22 protein-coding genes are annotated in these 22,498 nt (G+C 71.5%); 10 read left to right on the forward strand and 12 right to left on the reverse strand.

All coding sequences use genetic code 11. From position 1 onward, the window contains the following. Positions 1-64: 64 nt before the first annotated feature. Positions 65-1,306 carry an MFS transporter gene (locus tag FHY05_RS20550; protein WP_311732546.1) on the forward strand — a complete coding sequence of 414 codons (1,242 nt, stop codon included), beginning with the start codon at positions 65-67 and terminating at the stop codon, positions 1,304-1,306. Next, positions 1,303-2,904 carry a glycoside hydrolase family 43 protein gene (locus tag FHY05_RS20555; protein ID WP_183946304.1) on the forward strand — a complete coding sequence of 534 codons (1,602 nt, stop codon included), beginning with the start codon at positions 1,303-1,305 and terminating at the stop codon, positions 2,902-2,904. The genes FHY05_RS20550 and FHY05_RS20555 overlap by 4 nt, the downstream gene beginning before the upstream one ends. A 65-nt stretch (positions 2,905-2,969) precedes the next feature. Here the strand turns inward: FHY05_RS20555 and coaBC are convergent, their stop codons facing one another. From coaBC to FHY05_RS20575, 4 genes are read right to left on the reverse strand one after another with little or no spacing between them, the layout of a single operon-like run. Beyond that, complete coding sequence (gene coaBC / locus FHY05_RS20560) at positions 2,970-4,157, reverse strand: bifunctional phosphopantothenoylcysteine decarboxylase/phosphopantothenate--cysteine ligase CoaBC (RefSeq protein WP_183946305.1); 1,188 nt, start codon at positions 4,155-4,157, stop codon at positions 2,970-2,972. Beyond that, a complete protein-coding gene (locus tag FHY05_RS20565) occupies positions 4,154-5,203 on the reverse strand; it encodes a hypothetical protein (RefSeq protein WP_183946306.1) in 1,050 nt (349 codons plus the stop codon). Before FHY05_RS20565 ends, coaBC begins: the two co-directional genes overlap by 4 nt. Then, entirely contained in the window at positions 5,197-6,735 is a 1,539-nt protein-coding gene (gene ubiB, locus FHY05_RS20570; RefSeq protein ID WP_183946307.1) for a 2-polyprenylphenol 6-hydroxylase, read from the reverse strand. The genes FHY05_RS20565 and ubiB overlap by 7 nt, the downstream gene beginning before the upstream one ends. Then, complete coding sequence (locus FHY05_RS20575; protein WP_183946308.1) at positions 6,732-7,490, reverse strand: class I SAM-dependent methyltransferase; 759 nt, start codon at positions 7,488-7,490, stop codon at positions 6,732-6,734. Before FHY05_RS20575 ends, ubiB begins: the two co-directional genes overlap by 4 nt. A gap of 107 nt (positions 7,491-7,597) precedes the next feature. Here FHY05_RS20575 and mutM point away from each other — a divergent pair, with 107 nt between their 5' ends. From mutM to dnaA, 3 genes are all read left to right on the forward strand, one after another. Next, a complete protein-coding gene (gene mutM, locus FHY05_RS20580; protein ID WP_183946309.1) occupies positions 7,598-8,413 on the forward strand; it encodes a bifunctional DNA-formamidopyrimidine glycosylase/DNA-(apurinic or apyrimidinic site) lyase in 816 nt (271 codons plus the stop codon). A 97-nt stretch (positions 8,414-8,510) separates the two neighbouring features. Further along, positions 8,511-8,774: a 30S ribosomal protein S20 gene (gene rpsT / locus FHY05_RS20585; RefSeq protein WP_132909366.1), complete on the forward strand. Its 264-nt coding sequence runs from the start codon at positions 8,511-8,513 to the stop codon at positions 8,772-8,774. Positions 8,775-9,238: 464 nt separating this feature from the next. Then, positions 9,239-10,600 carry a chromosomal replication initiator protein DnaA gene (gene dnaA / locus FHY05_RS20590; protein ID WP_183946393.1) on the forward strand — a complete coding sequence of 454 codons (1,362 nt, stop codon included), beginning with the start codon at positions 9,239-9,241 and terminating at the stop codon, positions 10,598-10,600. Positions 10,601-10,607: 7 nt separating this feature from the next. Here dnaA and FHY05_RS20595 read toward each other — a convergent pair whose 3' ends face one another. The 4 genes from FHY05_RS20595 to secB all read right to left on the reverse strand — a co-directional run bounded on the left by FHY05_RS20595 (position 10,608) and on the right by secB (position 14,322). Next, positions 10,608-10,898, reverse strand: coding sequence for a PspC domain-containing protein (locus FHY05_RS20595; RefSeq protein ID WP_183946310.1), 291 nt, complete (start codon positions 10,896-10,898; stop codon positions 10,608-10,610). Positions 10,899-11,113: 215 nt separating this feature from the next. After that, complete coding sequence (trpS, locus tag FHY05_RS20600; RefSeq protein ID WP_183946394.1) at positions 11,114-12,121, reverse strand: tryptophan--tRNA ligase; 1,008 nt, start codon at positions 12,119-12,121, stop codon at positions 11,114-11,116. 5 nt (positions 12,122-12,126) lie between these two features. Beyond that, entirely contained in the window at positions 12,127-13,716 is a 1,590-nt protein-coding gene (murJ, locus tag FHY05_RS20605) for a murein biosynthesis integral membrane protein MurJ (protein ID WP_183946311.1), read from the reverse strand. A gap of 105 nt (positions 13,717-13,821) precedes the next feature. Continuing rightward, a complete protein-coding gene (gene secB / locus FHY05_RS20610) occupies positions 13,822-14,322 on the reverse strand; it encodes a protein-export chaperone SecB (protein WP_183946312.1) in 501 nt (166 codons plus the stop codon). 194 nt (positions 14,323-14,516) lie between these two features. Here secB and FHY05_RS20615 point away from each other — a divergent pair, with 194 nt between their 5' ends. From FHY05_RS20615 to FHY05_RS20625, 3 genes are read left to right on the forward strand one after another with little or no spacing between them, the layout of a single operon-like run. Next, positions 14,517-15,161 carry a Tim44/TimA family putative adaptor protein gene (locus FHY05_RS20615; RefSeq protein ID WP_183946313.1) on the forward strand — a complete coding sequence of 215 codons (645 nt, stop codon included), beginning with the start codon at positions 14,517-14,519 and terminating at the stop codon, positions 15,159-15,161. Between the two features lie 38 nt (positions 15,162-15,199). Continuing rightward, entirely contained in the window at positions 15,200-16,531 is a 1,332-nt protein-coding gene (locus FHY05_RS20620; protein ID WP_183946314.1) for a murein transglycosylase A, read from the forward strand. Continuing rightward, on the forward strand, positions 16,506-17,042 hold the full coding sequence (locus FHY05_RS20625) for a Smr/MutS family protein (RefSeq protein WP_183946316.1): 537 nt from the start codon (positions 16,506-16,508) through the stop codon (positions 17,040-17,042). The genes FHY05_RS20620 and FHY05_RS20625 overlap by 26 nt, the downstream gene beginning before the upstream one ends. 220 nt (positions 17,043-17,262) lie before the next feature. Here FHY05_RS20625 and dapE read toward each other — a convergent pair whose 3' ends face one another. Then, complete coding sequence (dapE, locus tag FHY05_RS20630) at positions 17,263-18,384, reverse strand: succinyl-diaminopimelate desuccinylase (protein ID WP_183946318.1); 1,122 nt, start codon at positions 18,382-18,384, stop codon at positions 17,263-17,265. A 14-nt stretch (positions 18,385-18,398) separates the two neighbouring features. Here dapE and FHY05_RS20635 point away from each other — a divergent pair, with 14 nt between their 5' ends. Then, on the forward strand, positions 18,399-18,857 hold the full coding sequence (locus FHY05_RS20635) for a cupin domain-containing protein (protein WP_183946319.1): 459 nt from the start codon (positions 18,399-18,401) through the stop codon (positions 18,855-18,857). Here FHY05_RS20635 and FHY05_RS20640 read toward each other — a convergent pair. Next, positions 18,854-19,522: a glutathione S-transferase family protein gene (locus tag FHY05_RS20640; RefSeq protein ID WP_183946320.1), complete on the reverse strand. Its 669-nt coding sequence runs from the start codon at positions 19,520-19,522 to the stop codon at positions 18,854-18,856. The genes FHY05_RS20635 and FHY05_RS20640 overlap by 4 nt on opposite strands. Before the next feature lie 147 nt (positions 19,523-19,669). Between FHY05_RS20640 and FHY05_RS20645 the strand changes: the two genes are divergently transcribed. Continuing rightward, positions 19,670-19,843: a hypothetical protein gene (locus FHY05_RS20645; RefSeq protein ID WP_183946321.1), complete on the forward strand. Its 174-nt coding sequence runs from the start codon at positions 19,670-19,672 to the stop codon at positions 19,841-19,843. 301 nt (positions 19,844-20,144) lie between these two features. Here FHY05_RS20645 and yihA read toward each other — a convergent pair whose 3' ends face one another. Together yihA and yidC are read right to left on the reverse strand one after the other, a co-directional pair. Next, complete coding sequence (yihA, locus tag FHY05_RS20650) at positions 20,145-20,795, reverse strand: ribosome biogenesis GTP-binding protein YihA/YsxC (RefSeq protein ID WP_183946322.1); 651 nt, start codon at positions 20,793-20,795, stop codon at positions 20,145-20,147. Next, positions 20,792-22,495: a membrane protein insertase YidC gene (gene yidC / locus FHY05_RS20655; protein WP_183946323.1), complete on the reverse strand. Its 1,704-nt coding sequence runs from the start codon at positions 22,493-22,495 to the stop codon at positions 20,792-20,794. Before yidC ends, yihA begins: the two co-directional genes overlap by 4 nt. Positions 22,496-22,498: the final 3 nt, after the last annotated feature.

Here is a 22,498-nt window from a genome sequence, read left to right on the forward strand (position 1 = left end):
AGCGCTTGTCAGCCGCGGGTGCAACCGCGTACGACGCTACTGGTAACGTTACCGAGGAGGGCGGGTGGCGCGGTTCCCCTATGTGCGCTGGACGATCATCGCGCTGTTCGTCGGCGCGATGGTGATCAACTATCTCGCGCGCAGCGTCCTCGGCGTCGCCGCACCCGCGATCATGGCCGAGCAGTCGATCTCTTCGGCGCAATATTCCTGGATCACCGGCGCGTTCCAGATCGGCATCATGTTCCAGCCGGTGGCGGGCTATCTGCTCGACGTGATCGGGCTCAAGATCGGCTTCACCTTGTTCGTGGCGGTGTGGTCGCTGATCACCGTCGGCCACGGGCTGGCGACCGGCTGGCTCGGGTTCGCCGGCCTGCGCGGCGCGCTCGGGCTGGTCGAGGGCTCGGCCCAGCCCGCCGGCATGAAGGTGGTGGCGGAGTGGTTCCCCGCGCGCGAGCGCGGCGTCGCGGGCGGGATCTACCAGATCGGCGCCTCGTTCGGCGCGGTGTTCGCGCCGCCGCTGGTCGCCTGGGCGGTCTTCCACCACAGCTGGCGCGCCGCCTTCTTCGTCGCCGGCGGCCTCGGGCTGCTGTGGGTCGTCGCCTGGCTGCTGTGGTACGCGCCGCCCGCGCGCCACGGGCTGATCTCGGCGGGCGAACGACAGCTGATCGCGGACGGGCAGGAGGCGGCGCTGGCGCGGCACCGCCGCCGGCCGCCGCTGGGCGAGCTGCTGCGCCGGCGCAACCTGTGGGCGATCGCCGGCGCGCGCTTCCTCGCCGATCCGGTGTGGGGCATGCTGTCGCTGTGGATGCCGCTGTACCTTGTCCAGGCGCGCCACTTCGACCTCAAGCAGATCGCGCTGTTCGCCTGGCTGCCCTTCCTCGCCGCCGACCTCGGCTGCCTGTTCGGCCCGGCGGTGGTCGCCTGGCTGCAGCGCCGCGGGATCAACCTGATCGACGCGCGGCGCGGCGCCTTTACGCTCGGCGCGGTGCTGATGACGGGCATGATCTTCGTCGGCACGGTGACCAGCCCGGTCGCGGCGGTGGCGCTGCTGTGCCTGGGCGGCTTCGCGCACCAGACGCTGTCGGTCACCGTGATCACGATGGTGTCCGACCTGTTCCCGCAGGACCAGGTGGCGACGGCGACCGGGATCTCGGGCACCGCGGCGAATCTCGGCGTGCTGATCTTCACGCTGGTGCTGGGCTCGCTGGTCGACCAGGTCGGTTACCAACCCTTCTTCATCCTGCTCGGCCTGCTCGACCTCGTCGGTGCGGCGCTGCTCTGGTCGAACATCCGAAAGCCGTCATGACCATCCGCAATCCCATCCTGCGCGGGTTCAACCCCGACCCCTCGATCGTCCGCGTCGGCGCGGACTATTATCTCGCCACCTCGACCTTCGAGTGGTTTCCCGGCGTGCAGATCCACCATTCGCGCGACCTCGCCGATTGGCGATTGGCCGCGCGACCGCTGCACCGCCCCGGCCAACTCGACCTGCGCGGCGACCCGGACTCCTGTGGTGTCTGGGCCGCCGACCTCAGCCACGCCGACGGCCGCTTCCACCTCGTCTACACCGACGTGAAACGCTATGGGCGCACCACCGTGGGCGGTGCGGCGGGCGTGTCGCTGCGCGACTTCCACAACTACTGGGTGTGGAGCGACCGGGTCGACGGTGACTGGTCCGATCCCGTTCACCTCAACAGCAGCGGCTTCGACCCCGCACTGTTCCACGACGACGACGGGCGCAGCTGGCTGCTCAACATGCTGTGGGACCATCGCCCCGGCCGCGGCCGCTTCGGCGGGATCGTGGTGCAAGAGCTCGACCGCGCCGCCGGCCAGCTGATCGGCGAGCGCCGTGTCATCTTCCACGGTACCGCACTGGGCTTCACCGAGGGACCGCACCTCTACAAGCGCGACGGCTGGTATCATCTCCTCGTCGCCGAGGGCGGCACCGAGCGCAACCACGCGGTGGTGATGGCGCGCTCGCGCACGCTGTTCGGCCCGTACGAGCCGCACCCCGATGGACCGGTGCTCACCGCCAAGGACCGGCCGGACGCGCCCTTGCAGCGGACCGGCCACGGCGATCTGGTCGATGCGCCCGACGGCACCACCTGGCTCACCTATCTGTGCGGGCGCCCGCTACCGGCGAGCGACCGCTGCGTGCTGGGGCGCGAGACCGCGATCCAGCCGATGCGCTGGGGCGAGGACGGCTGGCTGCGCACGCTGAACGGCGATGCGCTTCCCGTCGCCAGTGTCGGCACGGCCGGCGGCGCGCGGCCACGGGTGTGCGAGCGCGACGACTTCGCCGGCTCGGTGCTGCCGCCCGCCTTCCAGTGGCTGCGGACGCCCTTTCCCGAGCAGATCTTCAGCCTGACGGCACGGCCGGGCTGGCTGCGGCTGCACGGGCGCGAGACGATCGGGAGCCACTTCACGCAGGCGCTGGTCGCGCGGCGCCCGCTCGCCTTCCACTACGCCGCGGAGACGCTGCTCGACTACGCTCCCGCCCATTTCCAGCAGGCCGCGGGATTGGTCTGCTATTACAACGCGACCAAGTTCCACTTCCTCCATCTCACCGTGGGCGACCGAGGCGAGCGGCTGGCACAGGTACTCTCCGTGCTGCCGCTCGACGAGGGCGTCAGCACGGTGAGCGCCCCGGTCGCTGTCGGCGCGGGGCCGGTGGCGCTGCGCGCGGAGGTCGACCACGAGCGGCTGCGCTTCGCGGTGCGTGCCGAGGACGAGGAGGAGTGGACGTGGCTGCCCGAGACGTTCGCCGCCGACCTGCTCTCCGACGAGGCCACCTTGCCCGGCCTGCCCAATTTCACGGGAACGTTCATCGGCATGGCGTGCCAGGACATGTCGGGCACCGGGCGGCCGGCCGACTTCCGCTATTTCCACTATCTCGAGGAGTGACGCCGGCGGGACGTCAGAGATAGTTCGGCTCACTTCCCCCGATCGTCGATGGCGAGATGCCGCGCTCAGCTCGTCAGCGCGGCGGCGATCCGCTCCGCCAGCCGCGCCGCGACGGACGTCTTGGGCAGTCGCTCCCAGGTCTCCACCCCCTCCGCGGTGACGAGCTGCACCGTGTTGGCGTCCCCGCCCATCACGTCGCCCGAGACGTCGTTGGCGACGATCCAGTCGACGCCCTTGCGCGCGCGCTTGGCGGTGGCGTGCGCGACGATCTGCTCGGTCTCCGCGGCGAACCCGACCAGCAGGCGCGGCCGGCGCGGGTCGGTCGCGAGCCCGGCGAGGATGTCGGGGTTGGCGACCAGCGCCAGCGGCGCCGGCGCGGTGCCGTCCTTCTTCAGCTTCTGCGGCGCCGCCTGCTCGACGCGCCAGTCGGCCACCGCGGCCACCATCACCGCGGCGTCGGCGGGGAGCGCGGCGTCGACCGCCGCCGCCATCTCGGCCGCGGTCGCGACGTCCACCCGGTCGACCCCGGCCGGGGTGGCGAGCGCCACCGGGCCCGCCACCAAGGTGACGCGCGCGCCGAGCTCGGCGAGCGCCGCGGCGAGGGCGAACCCCTGCTTCCCCGAGGAGCGGTTGGCGATGTAGCGTACCGGGTCGATCGGCTCGTGCGTCGGCCCCGCCGCGACGAGTATGTGCCGCCCCGCCAGCGCGCCCCCGGCACGCGGGGCGAGCGCGCGCTCGATCCGGTCGGCGATCGCGAGCGGCTCGGGCAGCCGACCGGGGCCGAACTCGCCGCACGCCATCGCGCCCTCGTCGGGCTCCATCACCGTGACGCCGTCGGCCCGCAGCCGAGCGACGTTGCGCTGGGTCGCGGGGTGAAGCCACATGCGCACGTTCATCGCCGGCGCGGCGAGCACCGGCTTGTCGGTGGCGAGCAGCAGCGTGGTGGCGAGATCGTTCGCCAGTCCCGCCGCCATGCGCGCGAGCAGGTCGGCGGTGGCGGGCGCGACGACGACGAGATCGGCCTCGCGGCTGAGCTGGATATGCCCCATCTCGGCCTCGTCCTTGAGGTCCCACAGGTCGGTGTAGACCTTGTCCTCGCTCAGCGCGGCGAGCGTCATCGCGGTGACGAAATGCGCGCCTCCCTCGGTCAGCACGCAGCGCACCCGATGGCCGCGGCGACGCAGCGTGCGCACCAGCTCGCACGACTTGTAGGCGGCGATTCCACCCCCGACGATCAGCAGGATGCGGCTCATCGCGTCACCCTCGTCACCGTGATGCGACGGCGCCCCGGCGCGCGCCGCAGCAGGTCGGCGATCGCGTCGGGCGCGAACGCGAGCCCGGGCGCGACCAGCGCGGCAGCGAGCGTGGCGCTGTGCAGCCCGGCGACCCGCCCATCGGCGGCGACCCCCGCCAGCACGAGCGCGACCACGCGCGGGCCGAGCGCGCGCGGCAGGGTCGCCCAGCCGAGCAGCGCGAGCATCAGCAGCACGGCCGCCAGCCCAGGGGCGGCACCGGGCAAGCCGGCGCCGAGCAGCCGCGCCAGCGCGCTCGGCGGCGCGATCGACAGGAGGACGGCCTCCGGCGCGGGCGGCGCCACCGCGTCGATCGCCCACAGGTGGCAGCCCAGCACCGCGCCGCCCACCGCGAGCGCGGCGAGCCAGCCGAGCGCCTCACGCGCGGTGCCGTCGTGGAGCGCCAGCGCGGCCATCACCGCTGGCACGAGCAGCGCGGCGGGATCGATCACCGCGGCGGCGCAGCCGAGCGCGGCGGCGGTGCCCCACCGCTCGGCGCGGCGCAGCAGCACGGCGTAAGCGGCAAGCAGCGCGCCCCAGCCAGCATGCGGCGCCTGCTCCCAGAGCAGCGCGACCGCGGCGGTGCCGGCGACAAGCAGCAGTGCGGCGAGCACCTGCCCCGCGACGCCGGCGAACAGCGGGGTGAGCCGCTGCACTCCGACCGCGACCAGCCCCGCGAGCGCGGCCCCGACCAGCAGCAGCATCGCCCAGTTCGGCATCGCGGCGCTCACCGCGGCGAGCGTCGGCGGCAGCGTGCGCGCGTCGCCGGCGTCAGGCGCGGTGCGCGCCAGGTCGCGGAAGGTCTCGTAGTAGCGGCCGCCGTGCCGCATCGCCGCCACGATCGAGTCGTGCAGCAGCTCGGCGGCGGGCCGCGCGCTCGCCTCGGACAGGCCGGCGGCGGCGATCAGGCCGAGCAGCAGCGCCGCGCACCACCACCGCGCCGCGCCGCGCTCGATCCGGCCGAGGCGGGTCGGCGCGACGAGCAGCAGCGGCGCGGGCGTCACCACGGCGCCGCCAGCAGCATCGCGCCCGCGCCGGCGGCGAGGCCGAGCGCGCCGACCAGCGCGTAGCGCCAGCCGCCACCGACCCGCACCACCTGGATCTCCTTGAGGGGCGGGCGCGGCGGCGCGCCGCCCGGCGCCGGGAAGCGTGCCTCGATGCGCCGCACCAGCTCCGGGAGTCGCGCCAGCGTGCGCACGTCGGCGACGAGCCGGTCGGCGATCGCCGCCTCGGGGCCGAGCTCGGTGCGGATCCAGTCCTCGACCAGCGGCGCGGCGGTGATCCAGAGGTTGATGTCGGGGTCGAGCGCGGTGGCGACGCCCTCCACCATCACCATCGTCTTCTGCAGCAGCAGCAGGTGCGGTTGGGTGACCATGTCGAAGTCGCGCGTGATGCCGAACAGCCCGTCGAGCATCATGCCGATCGACATGTCCTTGACCGGCAGGCCGCGCATCGGCTCGCCCACGGCGCGCAGCGCGGTGGCGAATTCCTCGACGCTGTGGTGCGCCGGGACATATTGCGCCTCGAAGTGGATCTCGGCGACGCGGCGATAATTGCCGGTGATCAGGCCGTAGAGGATCTCGGCCAGCCACACCCGCGCGCGCCGGTCGATCCGCCCCATGATGCCGAAGTCGATCGCCGCGACCTGGTCGCCGGGCAGCGCGAACAGATTGCCCTGGTGCAGGTCGGCGTGGAAGAAGCCGTCGGCGATCGCCTGGCGCAGGAAGGCGTGGACCAGCACGCGCGCCAGCTCGGGCAGGTCGTAGCCGGCCTCGATCAGCGCCGCGCGATCGGACAGTTTGATGCCGTCGATCCACTCGATCGTCAGCACCTTGCCCGTGGTGCGTGCCCAGTCGACCGCGGGGACGACGAATTTGGGCTCGGCCGTCATCGTCTCGGCCAGCTCGGACGCCGAGGCCGCCTCGCGCGTGAAGTTGAGCTCGCGCGCGGTCCAGCGTTTGAACGTCTCGATCACCAGCCGCGGCTGGAGCCGGGCGATCTCGCCGCCCATCGGCTCGATCTGCGCCGCCGCCCATTCATAAGTGTCGATCGCGCGCGCGAAATCCTCCTCGACGCCGGGACGCAGCACCTTGACCGCGACGCGGCGGCCGTCGGTGGTGACGGCGCGGTGGACCTGCGCGATCGAGGCCGAGCCGACCGGCACCTCCTCGATCTCGCGGAACAAGGTGTCGAGCGGGCGGCCGAAGCTGGTCCGCATCACCTGCGAGATCGCGGCATAGGGCACCGGCGGGATCGAGTCCTGCAGCCGCAGCAGGTCGTGCGCTGCCTCCTCGCCGACCAGGTCGGGGCGGGTGGCGAGCGTCTGGCCGAACTTGATCGCCGCCGGCCCGAGCGCCTCGAAGGCGTCGGCGTAGCGCGGCGTCGCGGGCACGCGGGCGCCGAGCCGCGCCAGCCGCAGCAGCCGGCGCAGCCGCGGCGGCGTGTTGAGGTCGCGCTCGAGCCCGCGCAGCGCGCCGTGCCGCGCCAGCGTGCGCCCCCAGGTGAGCAGCCGCCAGGTGTGGACGATCGGTGAGGTCACATCTTCCAGCCGCTGTGGATCGCCACCAGCCCGCCCAGCACCGCCTCGACGCGGGTCTGCACGAAGCCGGCCTCGGCGATCATCCGCTCGAACGCGGGCATGTCGGGGAAGCGGCGGATCGACTCGATGAGATAGCGGTAGCTGTCCGAGTCGCCGGCGAGCAGCTGGCCGAGCTTGGGTACCATGCGGTGCGAATAGGCGTCGTACACTTCCGCGAAGCCGGGCCATTGCGTGGTGGAGAATTCGAGGCAGTAGAAGCGGCCGCCCCGGCGCAGCACGCGATGCGCCTCACGCAGCGCGGCGGGAATATCGGTGACGTTGCGGATGCCGAAGGCGATCGTATAGGCGTCGAAGAAGCGGTCGGGGAAGGTCAGCGTCTCGGCATTGGCCTCGGTCCACACCAGTCCGTCGATGCCGCGCTGCTGCGCGCGGCGCATGCCGACCTCGAGCATCTCGGGGTTGATGTCGGCGACGGTCACCGCGGCGCCGTGCTGCGCCAGCCGGAACGCGATGTCGCCGGTGCCGCCCGCCATGTCGAGGATCTGCTCGCCCGCGCGCGGCTTCACGCGGCGGACGAAGCGGTCCTTCCACAGCCGGTGCATGCCCCCCGACATGGCGTCATTCATCAGGTCGTAGCGGCCCGCCACGTTGGAGAAGACGCCGCGGACGCGTGCGGTCTTCTCGACCGGGGTGACGTCCTCGTAACCGAAGGAGACCACGCGCTCGCTGGCGGCGCTGCCGGGGGTATCGCTCATGCTCGCCGCTCTAGGGCGTGCGCCGGGGCGAGGGAAGGGGGCGAGCGCGGCCACGCCGGCGATCGCGCGGTCTAGCCGTGCCGGTGCGCGATGCCTAAGTCACCACCATGCCCGAACTTCCCGAGGTCGAGACCACCGTGCGCGGGCTCACGCCCGTGCTGCTCGACGCCACGCTGGCGCGCGTCGAGCCGCGCCGCGGCGACCTGCGCCGGCCGTTCCCGCCCGAGCTGCGCCAGCGGCTCACCGGCGCGCGGATCATCGCTTTGTCGCGCCGCGCCAAATACGGTCTGATCGGCACCGATCGCGGTGACACGCTGATCTTCCACCTCGGCATGTCGGGGCGCTGGCGAGTCGATCCCGCCGAGCTGCTGGCGCACGATCATCTGCTGATCGAGACGTCAGCGGGTCGGCAGCTCGCGCTCAACGATCCGCGGCGCTTCGGCTCGGTCGACCTGTGGCGCACTGACGAGCTGGTCGGCTTCCCTGCGTTCGCGGCGCTCGGCCCCGAGCCGCTCGGCCCCGCCTTCACCGCCGACTATCTGCGCGGCGCGCTGGTGGGCAAGACGACGTCGATCAAGCTCGCGCTGCTCGACCAGCGGGTGGTCGCCGGACTGGGCAATATCTACGTCTGTGAGGCGCTGTACCACGCGCGGATCAACCCCCGCCGGTCGGCGGGGCGGATCGCGCGGTCGCGGCTCGGACGACTGATCGAGGCGGTCCACGCGGTGCTCGAGTCGGCCGTCGCGGCGGGGGGGTCGAGCCTGCGCGACTATGCCCGGCCGGACGGCGAGCTCGGCTATTTCTCCAAGCAGTTCGCGGTCTACGGCCGCGCGGGCGAGCCGTGCGGCTGCGGCGGGACGGTGCACCGCTATGCCGAGGGCGGGCGCTCGACCTTCTGGTGCCCGGCCTGCCAGCGCGGTTGACGCTGCGCGCTACCCGCGCTATGGGCCGCGCCTTCGAGGGTGACGGTGTTGCCGGCCGCCCTGCTTTCCATCGATTCGAAACAGTCAGAGGACGTTCATGGCGAACACGCCGCAAGCCAAGAAGCGTATCCGTCGCAACGAGCGCCGGGCCGAAGTCAACGGTAACCGCGTCGGCCGGATCCGCACCTTCGTGAAGAAGGTCGAGGCAGCGCTCGCGGCCGGCGACAAGGCCGGTGCGGCGACCGCACTGCAGGCGGCACAGCCCGAGATCGCGCGTGGCGTGGCCAAGGGCGTACTCCACAAGAACACGGCGGCGCGGAAGTTCTCGCGCCTGACCAAGCGCGTGGCCGGGCTCGCCTAAGCCAACGCCTTCTCAGCGCTTCGAAAACGCCCGTCGGGACGCTCCCGGCGGGCGTTTTCGTATGCGTTTTCGGTGATCCCCAGGGCGGGTCGACGCTTCTTTCCAAAAGCCTCGGGAATCCTGCGATTCGCACCCGATACGATCGGCAGGTCGCCGATAAAGTGCAGTGTTTACAGTGGGTTGTGCGAAATTCGACGCATTTGCGCGGCTGGTGGCGAGTCAACCTGCTTTATTTCGATTTTGTGTCCGCGACCGGTCTTGATCGACTCAGCCGGCTGTTCCTAATCCTGTCGAACCGCACCGGCGATCGTCCGGCGCGGCACAGAGACACCGTCTGATAGCCGACGCGCGAGGGGCCGCGGGCAGGGGGACGTTTGACTTTGCGGATGAAGGATCCGCGAACGCACGCGTTCGCGGCAACGGGAGAGCTGTGCGTGGCGCAAGTGGCGGAGCGAGTGGACGGGATGAGCGACGTGGCACGGGCCTGGACCCGGGTGCGCGCCAACCTGCGCCAGTCCGCCGGGGCGCGGCTGTTCGACCAGTGGCTCGCGCCGATCGCGCTGGCCGACGCGACCGACCCGCTCGACGTCCGCCTGACCCTGCCGTCGCCGTTCATGACCAACTGGGTGCGCAGCCACTATGCCGAGCGGCTGGTGCACGAGTTCCGCGCGGTGCTGCCGGGCGTGCGCAGCGTCGAGGTCGAGACCGCGTCGCGCGCACCGGTCGCCGCCGTGCTGACCGCACCCGTCGCGATCGCGGCGCCCGTCGAGCCGGTCGCCGACAACGCTGGCGAGGCCGGCGAGCGCCCGCAGCTCGATCCAAGACTCACCTTCGATCGTTTCGTGGTGGACGAGTCGAACCTGGTCGCGGTCAACGCCGCGCGCGCACTGGCCGAGCCCGGCCCGGTGCGCTTCAGCCCCCTCTTCCTCCACGGCGCGACCGGACAGGGCAAGACCCACCTGATGAACGCGGTCGCGCATGCCTTCCTGGCGGCGCACCCGGGCGCGCGCGTGATGCTGATGTCGGCGGAGCGCTTCATGTTCGAGTTCGTCGCCGCGGTGCGCGCGCGCGACACGTTCGCGTTCAAGATGAAGTTGCGCGGGCTCGACCTGCTGCTGATCGACGACCTCCAGTTCATCGCCGGGAAGGACTCGACCCAGGAGGAGTTCTTCCACACCGTCAACGAGATCATGGCCGCAGGCAAGCGCCTGGTGATCGCCGCCGACCGCGCGCCGCAGGCGCTCGAGGGGATCGAGCCGCGCATCCTCGGCCGGCTCGCCGCGGGGCTGGTCGCCGATATCCGCCCGTCGACGCTGGCGCTCCGCCGCGAGGTGCTCGAGCGGCGCGTGGCGGACATGCCCGACGTGCGCGTGCCCGCCGCGGTGCTCGACCTGCTCGCGACCCGGATCACCGCGAGCATCCGCGAGCTGGAGGGCGCGCTCACCCGGGTCACGGCTTATGCGATGCTGACCGGGGCGGCGATCGACCTCGACTTCGCGACGCAGACGCTCGGCGACATGCTGCGCGGCCATCAGCGTCGCGTGACGATCGACCAGATCCAGAAGCTCGTGTCGGACCATTTCGAGCTCAAGCCGCTCGACCTGATCTCGGCGCGGCGCGCGCGCGCGGTGGCGCGGCCGCGACAGATCGCGATGTACCTCGCCAAGCGCCTGACCACGCGCTCGCTGCCCGAGATCGGCCGCAAGTTCGGCGGGCGCGATCACTCGACCGTGATCCACGCCGTCAAGCGGATCGAAGCGCTGCGCGACAGCGACCGCGAGGTCGACGGCGCGGTGCGGCTGCTGCTCGGCCAGCTCGGCGCCTGAGCACCGCTCACGCCGCGCGGCGCAGTGGCTCCTCCTCGCTCGGCGCGGGCGCGGTGGGGAGCGTGGTGATCTCGGCGGTGGCCGGCGCGCGCCGCCGATCGGGGAAGAGCAGCCGGCTGGCCAGCACGATCACGCCCAGCGCGGCATAGGTCGCCAGCACCGCCTCGAGGCTGAACAGCAGCGCGCCCGCGAAGGCGGCGCGCAGCCACAGCGGATTGACGCCCAGGTCCTCCCCGACGGCGGCGCAGACGCCGAAGAGGTTGTCGCGCGGGGCGGGCGGGGTGGTGGTCTCGGTCATGCGCTCTCTCGCTCTCTCGGGCGGCGGTCGCCGCGGCTCACGAAGTGATCAGCAAGAGTGATGCCAGATCATTACTCCCCCTCTTAAGGGGAGGGCTGGGGTGTGGCGTTGCCGCGAGCGCTGCGCCCGAGGCGACGCCCCATCCCCGCTCCCTCCCCGAAGGGGAGGGGAGAAGCGCCATTATTTGGCGCCGCGCGCCGACACCGATCCGCAGCTTACGCCAACAACCCCATCGCGCGCTGCGCCTGGCGCAGCGTCGGTGCCGCCAGCGCGCGCGCCTTCTCCGCGCCCCGCTCCAGGATCGAGTCGATCGCGGCGCGATCGTCGAGCAGCCGCACCATCTCGTCGCGGATCGGCGCGAGCGTGGCCACCGCCAGGTCCGCCAGCGCCGGCTTGAACGCGCCGAACCCCTTGCCGGCGAAGTCGCTCAGCACGTCCTGCGGCGTGCGGTCGGCGAGCGCGGCGAAGATCGTCAGCAGGTTGCGTGCCTCGGGCCGGCCCTCCAGCTCCTCCACCGTCGCGGGCAGCAGGTCGGGGTCGGTCTTCGCCTTGCGGAACTTGTCCGCGATCACCTCGTCGCTGTCGATCAGCTTCACCAGCGACTGTTCCGACGGGTTGGACTTGCTCATCTTCGCCGCGGCGTCGCGCAGCGACATGATCCGGGGCGCGGCGGCGCTGATCAGCGGTTCGGGCAAGGTGAACAGCGCGCTGTCATAGTCGGTGTTGAACTTGGTCGCGATGTCGCGCGCCAGCTCGAGATGCTGCTTCTGGTCCTCGCCGACCGGAACGTGTGTGCCGTTGTAGAGCAGCACGTCCGCCGCCATCAGCACCGGATAATCGTAGAGCCCGACGCTGGCGCCCTCGCGGTTCTTCCCGGCCTTGTCCTTGAACTGGGTCATGCGGTTGAGCCAGCCGACGCGCGCGACGTTGTTCAGCAGCCAGGCGAGCTCGCTGTGCGCGGGCACGCGCGCCTGATTGAACAGGATCGACCGCTCGGGATCGATCCCGGCGGCAACCAGCGTGGCAGTCATCTCGATCGTGTTGGCGGTCAGCTCGGCGGGCGCGATGAACTCCGTGAGGCCGTGCAGGTCGGCGATGAAGTACATCGTCTCGCCGCCCTGCGCCTGGATCTGCTGCTGCATCGCGACCCACTGCTTCACCGCCCCCAGATAGTTGCCGAGGTGGAGGTTGCCGGTGGGCTTGATACCGGAGACGACGCGCATCTTGGTCATCGGGACGAGGCTCTGCGACGGAGGAGGGAACGGAGGTCGGCGGCGCGGAACGCGCCGGTGGCGAAACAGGCGAGCGCGTAGATCGCGACGCCCGCGCCGACCAGTACCGCCAGCGCGACGCCGCGCACGACGAGGCCGCCGGTGAGGTACGGGTCGACCAGCGGCGTCACCAGCAGCAGCGCGCCGCCCATCAGCAGCGCCGCGAGTGCGAGCCGCGGCACCTTGCGCTTGAGCTGCGGATCCAGCGCGAAATGACCGCGCCGCGCCAGCACGACGTAGAGCGAGGCGACGTTGACGGTCGACGCCAGCGCAGTGGCGAGCGGCGGGCCGATCTGGCCGATGTCCCAGTGCGCCAGCGTCGGGATCAGCACGAGATTGCCGACGAGGTTGAGCGCGACCGAGTAGAGCGCCAGCCGCACCGGTGTCCGCGTGTCGGCACGCGCGTAGAAGCCGGGGGTGAGCACCTTGACCAGCACGTAGCTCGGCAGCCCGAGCGAGAAGGCGGCGAGCGCCTGTGCCGAGCGCGCGCTGTCCGCGCCGGTGAAGGCGCCGTGCTGGAACAGCCCGCGCACGATCGGCTCGGCGGCGAAGACGAAGGCGGCGGTGGCGGGCAGGGTGAGGAACAGCGCGAGCTCCAGCCCGCGGTTCTGCGTCTCCATCGCCTCGGTCTCGCGCCCCTCGCTCAGCAGCCGCGACACGACTGGCAGCAGGATCGTGCCGAGCCCGATGCCGATCATCCCGAGCGGCAGCTGGTTGAGCCGGTCGGCGTAGTAGATCGCGGAGATCGATCCCGCCGGCAGCAGCCAGCCAGCGAGCGCGGTGGAGATGGCGAGATTCACCTGCGCCGCGCCCGCACCTGCCGCGGCGGGGACGATCAGCGTGAGCAGCCGCTTCACGTCGTCGTCGACGCGCGGCCGGCGCAGCCTGAGCGAGACCCCCGCGCGACCGCACGCCCACCACAGCCAGGCGAGCTGGAACGCGCCGCCGACGGTGACCGAGATCGCCTGCACCCGCGCGGTCGCGTAGGGGTCCGCGCCGTGAAAGAAGACCAGCGCGCCCACCATCGCGACGTTGAGCAGGATCGGCGCCGCGGCATTGACCCAGAAGCGATCGAGCGAGTTGAGGATGCCGCCCAGCAGCGAGACCAGCGAGATCAGCATCAGGTAGGGGATGGTGAAACGCGACAGCGTCACCGCGAAGGCGAACTGCTCGGGCGTGGGCTGCTGGCGATCGAACCCGCCCGAGAGCGCCAGCGTGATCGGCCATGCCGCGATCAGCATCGCCGCGGTGAACACGAGCAGGACCGGGAACAGCACCGCCAGCGCGCGCTCGGCGAAATCGACCCCGGCGGGGGTGCCGCCACCCTCGGCCACCTTGCGGTTGAACAAGGGGATGAAGGCGGCGGAGAAGGCACCCTCCGCGAACAGGGCGCGGAACATGTTGGGCAGGCGGAAGGCGACGAAGAAAGCGTCGGAGGCGAAGCCCGCGCCGACATAGCTCGCCTGCAGCGTGTCGCGCACCAGCGCGAGCACACGGCTGGCGAGCGTCAGCCCGCCGACCGACCCGAGCGCTTTGGCGAGGTTCATAGCGTCAACGGCCACCCGTGTTCCCGCGGACGCGGGAACCCAGAGCCACGGGAGCCGCGCCCGCCGCCCTGGGCTCCCGCGTGCGCAGGAGCACCGTACGCGACCTCAGGCCTGGCTGACCTCGCCGCCGAACGAGACGCCCTGCGCCTGTGCCTGCTGGAGGAACAGCGCGTTGAAGTCGATCGGCTCGAGCAGCAGCGGCGGGAAGCCGCCGTCGCGGATCGCGTCGGCGACCACGCGGCGCGCGAACGGGAACAGCAGCCGCGGACCCTCGCCGAGCAGGAAGGGCTGGACATGCTCGGCCGGCACGTTGCGCAGCCCGAACAGGCCGGCGTAGGAGAGCTCGGCGATGAAGGCGGTCTTGCCGCCGGTGGTGGCGCGCACCTCGATCTTCAGCGTCACCTCGTGGACTTCCTCGCCCACCTGCGCCGCTCCGATGTCGAACTGGACGTTGATCTCGGGCGGGTTGGGCTCCTGGTAGACCGCCGGCGCGTTCGGGTTCTCGAACGACAGGTCCTTGACGTACTGCGAGATCAGCCCCGCCGCCGGGCCCGTGTCCGCGCCGTTGGCGAGCGGTTCGCCGCCGAGATTGTCCTGGCTGTCCATCGTCCGTCCCTTCACCGATTCCTGTGTCGCGCGCGCCGGCGTTCCCCGGGGCGCAGCAGTCAGCGGCGGTTAGCAGCGCGGTCGACGGGATACAATCGCCGCCCCGGCGATTTGACCTAGGGCAGTTTGATGTTCGGCGCCGTCATGCCTATGTACGACGTCCAGTTTTCGCAGACCAGCCGTCTGGAGTTGCCGTGTTCTACGTAGTCCTGCTCGCCATGGTCGCCGGCTTTCTCGCCCTGCGGCTCTACTCGGTCCTCGGCAAGCGCTCAGGCCACGAGCAGCCGCTGCCCAAGCCCGCCGAGGAGAGAGTCGGTGCGACGGCGCTACCGCGCACCGTGGACGTCACGCCTGAGGTGCGCGAGCCGGTGATGCGGCCGTTCGACAGCGGCACCGAGCCGGGCCTGCGCGCGCTCGTCGCGGCCGAGCCGCAGTTCGACGTGAACCGCTTCATCGAGGGCGCGAAATCCGCCTATCGCATGATCCTAGAGGCATATTGGCGGGGTGACGTCGAGGCGCTGCGCGGGCTCGTCGCGCCCGACGTGCTCGCCGCGTTCCAGGAGGCGATCGAGGCCCGTCAGGCGGCGGGCCACGTGCTCGATAACCGCCTGATCTCGGTCGAGCGCGCGAGCATCGCTTCCGCCTCGGTGGGTGGCGGTGAGGCGCGCGTGACGGTGCGCTTCGACGCCGACATCGCCGCGGTGACCCGCGACGGTGAGGGCCAGGTGGTCGCGGGTTCGACCAGCGACGCGGTCGAGACCCACGACGTGTGGACCTTCGTGCGCCAGGTGAAGACCGCTGACCCGAACTGGATCCTCGCGGACACCGACGAGGCATAAGACGCCGCGGACGACGGCGTGACAGGGAAAGGGGTGGAATGCGGATAAGGGGGGCGCTCGCGGTGGCGAGCGCGATGGCGATCGCGGCGTGCGTCGGGCCCGGCGAGCGACCGACACCGCCGCGCAGCGGCGCGAGCCGCCCGGCCGTCGCCCCGTCCGCCGCGCGCCCGCCGCGCGCGGCGGCACAGACTTCCTACCCGCTCGACCGGCCGGCGCGGCAGCCGGTCGCGTCGACGCCGCTCCCGCCGATGCCGGGCATCGCCGTGCCGGGTGCGGTCAGCGCCTCGGCCAACGGCATCGTGCGCGGTCCCGCGGTCAGCGCGCTCCCACTCGAGCGCGACCAGGCCGGCGCCGCGCTCGCCGCGTTCCGGTTAAGCTGCCCTAGCCTTGTCCGCCGCACCGACACGAGCGGCCTGACGCTCGGCACCGACTGGCAGGCGGCCTGTACCGCGGCATCGACCGCCGCCGACCGCGACGCCGCCTCCTTCTTCCAGCGCTGGTTCGAGGCGGTGCAGGTCGGCGATGGCCGCGCTTTCGCCACCGGCTATTTCATCCCCGAGATCGCCGGCTCGCGCGAGCCGCGCCCCGGCTACGCCCCGATCTACGCGCGCCCGAGCGACCTGATCGACGTCGACCTCGGCAGCTTCGTCGACACGCTCGCGGGAAAGAAGATCCGGGGTCGGGTCGATGGTAGCCGGCTGGTGCCCTATTACGACCGCACCGCGATCGAGCAGGGGGCACTGGAGGGCCGCGCGCGCGTGCTCGGCTATGCCGTCGATCCGGTCGAGCTGTTCTTCCTCCAGGTGCAGGGCTCGGGGCTGGTGCGGATGCGCGACGGCGGGGTGCTGCGCATCGGCTATGAGACGCAGAACGGCCGCGAGTACACCGGGATCGGCGCGCTGATGAAGAGCCGCGGGCTGCTCGGCCCGGGCCAGTCGTCGATGCAGGGGATCGTCGCCTGGCTCCACGCGCATCCCGAGGAGGGGCGCGCGATCATGCGCGAGAACAAGAGCTACGTCTTCTTCCGCGAGCTCGACGGGCCGCCGCTCGGCGCGCTGGGGCTGCCCGTCACCGGCGGCGTCACCGTCGCCGCCGACCCGCGCTTCGTGCCGCTCGGCGCGCCGATCTTCCTCTCGATGGATCGCACCGACGCCAACGGCGTGTGGATCGCGCAGGACACCGGCGGCGCGATCAAGGGCGCCAACCGCGTCGACACCTTCTGGGGCGCGGGCGAGGCGGCGCGCGCCACCGCGGGCGGCATGAGCGCGCGCGGCACCGCTTTCCTGCTGCTGCCGGTCGGCAGCTACGACCGCTGGGTAGCGCGCCGCGCCGCGGGAGGCGTGGGTGGCGGGACGACGCCTCGGCGCTGACGAGGAGGCGCTGTGGGCGCGCGTGCGCGCCACGGTTCGCGCGCTGCCCGGGCGGCGGGCCGAACCTCTCGTCGCCGCGCCGCCGCTGGCCGAGCCCGTCGCGCCCGCGCGTGCGCTGGCGGTGACCCCGGTCAGCGCGCCGGTGCGGCCCGCGCCGCGCGGGCTCGGCGAGACGCTCGACCGCGGCTGGGACCGGCGGCTCGCCACCGGCCATGTCGCGCCCGAGCGGACGATCGACCTGCACGGCCACACGCTCGCCTCCGCGCACAGCGCGCTCGACGTCGGCCTCGGCGCGGCGATCGCGCGTGGGGAGCGCGTGGTGCTGCTCGTCACGGGCAAGCCGCCGCGGCCCGAGAGCCAGCGCCCGCACGCGCGCGGCGCGATCCGCGCCTCGGTGCTCGACTGGCTCCAGCTCTCGCGCCACGCCGGCGCGATCGCCACGATCCGCAACGCCCACCCGCGGCACGGCGGCGCGGGGGCGCTGTACGTGATCCTGCGGCGGAAGCGGTGACGGATCGTGTCGCGGCGGAGGGCTGTCGAAGCTCGTACCGTCAGCGTCCGTTACCCTGGGGCTATGAGGCGGGATCCATATCTCAGCGCGAGCATCGGCTGCGTCCCCGGTACCACCTATCTCGGCTCACGCCTGTCCTGAGCGACGCCGCAGCCAGGGGGCGAAGGGTCCGGTCACGGCAATCTCTAGCTTCTGTCTGACACAAAAGGGGACTCTGGCCTCACCCCGCGAGCGCCAGCTCGATCACCCGCTCGTAGATGTCAGTCAGCCGCGCCAGAGCGTCGAGCGCCACCGCCTCGTCGGGCTTGTGCATCGTCGCGTTGAGCAGGCCGAACTCCACCACCGGGCAGAGCGCGCGCAGGAAACGCGCGTCCGACGTGCCGCCGGTGGTCGACAGCTCGGGCGTCCGCCCCGTGACCTCGAGGATCGCGGTCGAGACCAGAGCGGAGAGCGCCCCCGGCGCGGTGAGGAATGCCTCACCCGAGACTCGCGCCAGCACCTGCGCCGCGGGGGCGTGCGCGCGGACGATCGCCTCCACCCGCGCGGCCAGCTCGTCGCCGCGGTGCAGGTCGTTGAAGCGGATGCTCAGCCGCGCGCTGGCGTGCGCGGGGATGACGTTGGTCGCGGGATTGCCGACCGTGACGTCGGTGATCTCGAGGTTGGAAGGCTGGAACCACTCGCTCCCGGTGTCCAGCACCAGCGCGTCGAGCTCGGCCAGCGCGGCGATCAGCGGCGGGATCGGGTTATCGGCTAGGTGCGGGTAAGCGACATGGCCCTGCCGCCCCGGCACGTCGATCCAGACGTTGACCGAGCCGCGCCGCCCGATCTTGACCATGTCGCCGAGCGCCACGACCGAGGTCGGCTCACCGACCAGACACATGTCGGGCAGCAGGCGGCGCGCGCGCATCCGCTCGATCAGCGCGACGGTGCCGTAGGTGGCGGGTCCCTCCTCGTCGCCGGTGATGATCAGCGTCAGCTGCCCGGCGTCGGACGGGACGCGCGCCGCCGCGGCGACGAAGGCGGCCACCGCGCCCTTCATGTCGACCGCGCCGCGCCCGCGCAGCAGGCCGTCGGCGATCACCGGCTCGAACGCGCCCGCGCTCCAGCCCGGCCCCGGCGGCACGACGTCGACATGGCCAGCGAAGGCGAGGTGACGCCCGCTGCCGCGGGTCGCCAGCAGGTTCTCGACCGGCCCGTCGGGCGCCGCGCCGGCGACGAAGCGCTCGACCGCGAAGCCGAGCGGCAGCAGCGCCGCCTCTAGCACGTCGAACACCGCGCCGCGCGCCGGCGTCACGCTCTCCGCAGCGATCAGCGCGCCCGCGAGTTGAACCACGTCGATCACGCGAGGAGTTCCTTATGCCCAAGGTCGATATCGAGCGCCTGCCGTCGCACGAGGGGAGCGACTATCCCGAGCCGTTTCAGGCGGCCGCGTCGGACCGCGCGGTGCGCGTGCTGTCCGAGGCGATGGGACTGAGCGACTTCGTCGCCACGCACGTCACCGTGCCGCCGGGCGGCTGGTCGTCGCAACGCCACTGGCACGAGAGCGAGGACGAGGTGGTGGTCGTGCTCAGCGGTGAGGCGGTGCTGGTCGACGACGTCGGTCGTCACCCGCTGCGCGCCGGGGACATCGCCACGTTCCGCAAGGGCGAGGCGAACGCACACCATCTCCGCAACTACAGCGACTCGCCCTGCGTGCTGTTCGCGGTGAGCCTGCCCGAGGCGTCGACCGTCCATTATCCCGACATCGCGATGCGCTGGCACCCGCGGCACGGCTATGAGGCCGAGCCGGCGGGGAGCGGCGAGGAGGCGCACTAGGCGACCGGCTGCTCGAACTTCTCGATCACCCATTCCTCCTCCTGCGCGCCGGCGATCCAGTCCTGCAGGAAGGGATGGCGCAGCACCGCACCGATGTAAGCGGCGGCGAAGCGCGGGGCGGGGAGCGAGTAGGTGACGATACGCGTGCATACCGGCGCGAACATGATGTCGGCCGCGCCGAACGCGCCGAACAGGAAGTCGCCCTCGCCGGCCCCCCCGAAGCGCGCGCGCGTCTGCGCCCAGAGCTCGAAGATCCGCGTGAGGTCGGCCGCGACGTCGTCGTCGATCGGGCTGGGCGGGTAGATCTGGCGAACGTTCATGCCGTGCTTGCGGCGCAGTGCCGCGAAGCTGGAGTGCATCTCCGCCGCCATCGATCTGGCCATCGCGCGCGCCGCCTCGTCCTCGGGCCAGAAGCGCGCGCGGCCGACCTTGTCGGCGAGATAGTCGACGATGGCGAGGCTGTCCCACACCACCGCCTCGCCGTCCCACAGGATCGGCACCTTGCCAGAGGAGGGAGCGAACTCGTCGCCCTCGCGGCGCTTGTCCCACGCCTCGTCGTAGAGCGGCACCACCACCTCCTCGAAGGCGAGGCCCGACTGGCGGCAGGCGAGCCAGCCGCGCAGCGACCAGGAGGAATAGGCCTTGTTGCCGATGATCAGCTTCATCCCCGCTGGTTAGGCGCCCGCGGCAAGGAGGGCAATCGTGCGTGTCGTCGCGGGGTATGCGCCGGGTTAACCGCGCTCGTAGAGCCTGCCGCAGTGATGCTCGGCGCAGGCTCACGGTCGGCCATTCCCGGCCGGAGGGTAACGTCGATGACCTTGGACCCGCTCGCCACGCCGCTCTGCACCGCCGATCTCTCGGCGCGCGCGCCCGCCTTCGTCGAGGCGCCGCGGCTGGTGTTCCGCTCGCCCGTCGCCGCGCTTAGCCGCTCCGAACTGCTGCGCCGCCAGATCGCAGCGGCGCGGGAACGCGCGCTGGCGCACTGAGGGGGACGAAGGTGGCGCGGGCACGGATGCCGCGTAGACGCGAACTACCGCGATGGGCGGCGGTGATGTTACGTCCTGGTGGGGGCGAGCGCAGGCCGCCGTGCCCGCACCCTTCCGTCATCCCCGCGAAGGCGGGGATCCAGACGCGCGGCCGTCTCGACTCGATCGCTCACGTCAGCGTGTATGGATTCCTGCCTTCGCAGGAATGACGGGGGGAAGGGTACCGGATGTTTCGGCCGTGCTCACCCACACGCCTGCGCTGCGACCCAGTTGTCAGACCGCCCCGGTCAACCGCCTACGCCTAGCCGATCGACTCGATCACCGCCGCGCGCAGCTCGGCGATCCCCATCCCGGTCTCGCTCGACGTCTGCAGGATCTGCGGGTGCGCGGCGGGGCGTTTGCGCGCTTCCTCCTCGGTGCGCGCGAGCACCTCGGCGAGATCCGTCGCCTTCACCTTGTCCGCCTTGGTCAGCACCAAGCGGTAGCTCACCGCGGCCTTGTCGAGCATCGCGAGCACCTCGCGGTCGACCTCCTTGATGCCGTGGCGGCTGTCGATCAGCACCAGCGCGCGCTTCAGCGCCTGGCGCCCGCGCAGATAGTCGTTCACCAGGAAGCGCCACTTCTTGACCACGTCCTTGGGCGCCTTGGCGAAGCCGTAGCCCGGCATGTCGACGAGCCGGAACACCGCCGGTTCGCCGACGTCGAAGAAGTTGAGCTCCTGCGTGCGCCCCGGCGTCACCGAGGTGCGCGCCAGTGCCTTGCGGCCGACCAGCGCGTTGAGCAGCGACGACTTGCCGACGTTCGAGCGCCCGGCGAACGCCACCTCGGGCATCTCGGCCGGCGGCAGATACTCGAGCGCGGGCGCCGACTTCAGGAACTCCACGGGGCCGGCGAAGCGCTTGCGCGCCGCCTCGATCAGCTCCTCGTCGAATGCGGCGCCGTCATCGCTCACTTGGCCGGCGCCTGCTTCAGCTGTGGATGGCGGCTGTAGAGCCACTTCTGCTGCAGGATCGAGATGCAGTTGGTGGTGATCCAGTAGATCTGCAGCCCGACCGCGAAGGGCGCCATCACGAACATCAGCACCCAGGGAAGGATCGCGAACACCTGCTTCTGCGCGTCGTCCATCGGCGCCGGGTTGAGCCGGAACTGGAAGAACATCGAGATGCCCAGCAGCACCGGCACCACGCCGATGGCGAGGAAATGCGGCAGCGTGATCGGGATATAGCCGAACAGGTTGAGGATCGTCGCCGGGTCGGGCGCGGAGAGGTCCTTGATCCACAGCGCGAACGGCTGGTGGCGCATCTCGATCGTCAGCAGCAGCGCCTTGTACAGCGCGTAGAAGATCGGGATCTGGATCACGGTCGGCAGGCAGCCCGCCAGCGGGTTCACCTTCTCCGCCTTGTAGAGCGCCATGATCTCCTGCTGCTGGCGCTGCTTGTCGTCCTTGTAGCGCTCCTGGATCGCCTTCATCTTGGGCTGGAGCGCGCGCATCGCCGCCATGCTGGCGAACTGGCGCTGCGCGATCGGGAAGACGAGCAGCCGGATCGTCAGCGTCAGGATGATGATCGCCACGCCGAAATTGCCGATCAGGCGGAACAGCAGGTCGAGGTAGTAGAAGATCGGCTTCTCGACGAGGCGGAACCAGCCCCAGTCGATCGCATAGTCCAGCTTCGTCACCGCGCCCGTGTCGGTGTAGCGATCGAGCAGCTTCACCTCCTTGGCGCCGGCGAACAGCTTGGCGGTCTGGCTGACCTGGCGGCCGGGCGGCAGCAGCTGCGGCGCAGTGGTGAAATCGGCCTGGTAGCTCTGGTTCGGTCCGGCGCGGAACTGGCCGTCGAACGCGCGGCCCTGGTCGGGCACCATCGCGGCGAGCCAGTATTTGTCGGTGAAGCCGAGCCAGCCGCCGGTGCTGGTGAAGCGCGCCGGGCCCGAGGCGAGGTCCTTGAAGTTCGGATTATAATGCGCGGCGCCGTTGTTGACCGACATGGGCCCCGTGTGGATCGTCCAGCTGTCGGGGTCCTTGGACACGCCGATGCGGTTGACGAGGCCATAGGCCGCGACCGGCACCGCGCCGCCGCCCGCGTTGGCGACGGTCTGCTTGACCGTGAAGAGGTAGTCGTTGTCGACCGCCAGCTCGATCGCGAAGCGCTGGCCCTGCGCGTTGCTGGCGGTGAGCGTCACCGGCTTGCCCGGGGTGAGCAGCGGCGCCGAGGCGGTCCACACGGCGTCGGCGGCCGGCGGGCGCAGCCCCTCGTCGCGCCAGCCGAAGGCGGCGAAATAGGCGTCCTGCGTGCCGGCCGGCGAGAACAGGCGGATCGGCGGTGAGTCCTTGGCGACCGTCTCGTTGTACCGGGTCAGCACCAGATCATCGATCCGCGCGCCCTTGAGGTTGATCGAGCCCCGGAGTGCGGGCGTCTCGATGCGGACGCGCGGGCTCTCCGCCAGCACCTGCGTGCGATCGCGCAGCGCGGCGGGCGAGTCGGCGGTGGGGTCGGCGCCGGGCTGCGGCAGCGCGCGCGACTTGCCCTTCTCGACCTTGGACGCGGGCGGGTTCGCCGTCGGGAAGAAGCGGTTCTGCACCAGCGGCCATCCGAACAGGATGAGCGCGGCGATCACCGCGAACAGCACGAAGTTCTTGCTCTCGTCCTTCACAGG

It is taken from the genome of Sphingomonas sp. BK580 (genome assembly GCF_014194975.1).
Taxonomy (GTDB): domain Bacteria; phylum Pseudomonadota; class Alphaproteobacteria; order Sphingomonadales; family Sphingomonadaceae; genus Sphingomonas.